This is a genomic window from Flavobacterium sp. (assembly GCF_043780635.1).
In the GTDB taxonomy this organism is placed as follows: Bacteria; Bacteroidota; Bacteroidia; order Flavobacteriales; family Flavobacteriaceae; genus Flavobacterium.
In genome coordinates this window covers 1-3,195 of the sequence record NZ_JAYWCK010000008.1, presented here as the reverse complement: position 1 = coordinate 3,195, position 3,195 = coordinate 1, and the positions used below count along the sequence as shown (strand labels likewise).

2 protein-coding genes are annotated in these 3,195 nt (G+C 36.5%); one reads left to right on the top strand and one right to left on the bottom strand.

What is annotated here, in order from left to right; translation table 11 throughout:
- Window positions 1–1,894 (top strand): GEVED domain-containing protein (locus tag ACH2BV_RS00410; protein ID WP_395048442.1); only part of this gene is annotated, 1,894 nt, incomplete at its 5' end.
- A 211-nt stretch (window positions 1,895–2,105) separates the two neighbouring features.
- On the opposite strand, the gene ACH2BV_RS00405 is transcribed toward ACH2BV_RS00410, so the two are convergent.
- Window positions 2,106–3,195 (bottom strand): acetyl/propionyl/methylcrotonyl-CoA carboxylase subunit alpha (locus ACH2BV_RS00405; RefSeq protein WP_395048441.1); only part of this gene is annotated, 1,090 nt, incomplete at its 5' end.

Genomic DNA, 3,195 nt, shown 5'->3' with positions numbered 1-3,195 from the left:
GGATTTCTTTTTACCAGTTGCAACTGGCTTACGTTTAGTTTCGAGACAAATAACCAATACAAACTTAGTAGTAGCTACATCTGGAATTACTTATCCATTAACAAACGGAACTGTTTCAATTACATCAAATAGTGGAACTGGAACTTTCTTGCCATTCTTCAATTGGAAATTTGCTCCTATTAAAGGTCTTAGAGAGGAAGTTGTAGTTAACGTTAAACCTATTGCAACTTTATCTACTATTTCACCAACTACAATAGCTTCAGGCGGAAGTGATTTTGCTTTAACAGTAAATGGAACTAATTTTGTAAATGGAGAATCAATTGTTAGATGGAATGGAACAGACAGAGCAACAACATTTGTTAGTTCTACTGAACTTAGTGCTGCTATTCCTGCTGCCGATATTGCAACTGGAGGAACAGCTTCGGTTACAGTTTTTAATTCTTGCGGTACAACAACTGGTCAAACTATTTCTTTTTTATCTGTTTGTGCACCTGTTGCTGATTTAACAGTTTTACCAACAATAACTGGACAATGTTCAGCTGATACAACTGCCCCAACTGCGACAAGTAGTTGTACTGGAGCAGTAATTGGAACTACTTCAACAGTATTTCCTATCACAACTCAAGGCACGACAATCGTTACTTGGACTTATAATGATGGAAACGGAAACACTTCAACTCAAAACCAAACTGTAATTGTAGACGATACCGTTGCTCCAGTTGCTGATGTAACAACTTTGGCAAATGCATTAGGGCAAACTTCGGTTACCGTTACTGCTCCAACTGCCACTGATGCTTGTGTTGGAACTATTATAGGAACAACTCCAAGTCCTTTGACTTATTCAACACAAGGAACTTTCAATATTGTTTGGACATATAATGATGGTAATGGAAACACAGCAACTCAAAACCAAACTGTAATTGTTGCTGATACAATTGCTCCAACTGCTCCAACAAGTTTAGTTGCTTCTGGAACTACTTCAAACTCTACTAATTTATCTTGGACAGCTTCATCAGATAATGCTGCGGTAACTGGATATGATGTTTATAATGGAGCTACACTTATAGGAACAACTGCCTCTGCAAGTTTTGCAGTAAGTGGTTTGTCTGCTTCAACAGCTTATACCTTTTCAGTAAAAGCTAAAGATGCTGTTGGAAATATTTCAGCTTCAAGCAATGCTGTAAATGTTACAACTCTTACGGCTACTTATTGTGCTTCAACAGGAACTAGTGTGGCAAGTGAATCAATTGGAAAAGTTGTTTTTGGAAGCATAAACAATACTTCAACAGGAGGAACTGGCTATGTAAACTTTACTGCCATTTCAACAAATGCAACTAGAGGAACTGCATACACAATTACAATAACACCAACTTGGTCAGGAGCAAAAAGATTTGAAGGATATGCTGTATGGATTGATTACAACGGAGACGGCGATTTTGCTGATGCTGGTGAATTAGCATTCTCAACTGGAACTACAAAAACAACTCCAGTTTCTGGGACTTTTACTATCCCTGCGACAGCAACCCTTGGAGCTACTAGAATGAGAGTTTCAATGAAGTACAATGCAATCCCAACAATGTGCGAAACATTTGCATCAGGACAAGTTGAAGATTACACTGTAAACATTGTTTCTAGTGTAGCCAAAATTGCTAATGTATCTGGAAAAGCAATTACAGAAATTAAATTGTACCCTAATCCAACAACATCCATTTTGAATGTGTCTTCAGTTTCTGAAAATGCCACCTTTAAAGTTTATAATATGTTAGGACAATCAATAATGAACGGAAAACTTTCAAATGGTTTGATTGATGTTTCCAACATAAGCTCTGGAATTTATCTTTTAGAAGTTACTGACAAAGAATTAACTTCAGTAAATCGCTTCATAAAACAATAATCTTTTTAAATTTTAAATCAAAAGCTATCTCAATTGAGGTAGCTTTTTTTTGGAACAATATAATTACTATTAAGTGATGAAAAACAATCTAGATTATTAAGTAATAGTCTAATCTATTAAAAGAATATAGTTGAATTTTGATTCTTCGTGTTAGCAAAAAAACCCCCATTTAGGTATGTAAATGAGGGTTTCTTAAAATATAAATTTAAATTTATTCTGGATCATTCATTTTAAAAGTGTCCATAAAAGCCGTGGTATAATCCCCGGAAATATATCTCGGATCATCCATTAATTGTCTGTGGAAAGGAATAGTAGTTTTTATACCTTCAATCACAAATTCATCCAAAGCTCTTCTCATTTTGCTAATTGCTTCCCCACGAGTTTGAGCTGTTGTGATAAGCTTTGCAATCATAGAATCATAATTTGGCGGAATAGTATAACCTGAATACACGTGCGTATCCAAACGAACTCCGTGACCTCCAGGCATGTGAAGAGTAGTTATTTTTCCTGGTGATGGTCTGAAGTCATTATAAGGATCCTCAGCATTGATACGACATTCGATAGCATGCAATTGTGGCAAATAATTTTTACCAGAAATTGGGATACCAGCAGCAACCATAATTTGCTCGCGAATTAAATCATAATCAATTACTTGTTCAGTAATTGGGTGTTCCACCTGAATACGAGTATTCATTTCCATAAAATAGAAATTACGGTGTTTGTCTACCAAAAATTCTACTGTTCCTGCACCTTCATACTTGATGAATTCCGCTGCTTTTACTGCAGCTGCGCCCATTTTTTTTCTCAATTCGTCAGTCATAAATGGAGAAGGAGTTTCTTCAGTAAGCTTTTGATGACGTCTTTGTACAGAACAATCTCTTTCTGAAAGATGACAGGCTTTCCCATAAGAATCACCCACAACTTGAATCTCGATATGTCTAGGCTCTTCAATAAGTTTCTCTAAATACATTCCGTCATTTCCAAAAGCTGCAGCTGATTCTTGGCGAGCACTTTCCCAAGCTTTTAGTAACTCTTCGTCTTTCCAAACAGCACGCATTCCTTTTCCTCCGCCTCCAGCAGTCGCTTTTAGCATAACTGGATATCCCATTTTTCTTGAAAGTTCTTGCGCTTGTTCAAAAGACTCTAAAAGTCCTTCAGAACCTGGAACACATGGTACTCCAGCTGCTTTCATAGTGGCTTTGGCCGAAGCTTTATCACCCATTCTGTCAATCATTTCTGGCGATGCACCTATAAATTTAACGTTATGTTCTTGACATATTTTTGAAAATTTTGAATTCTCG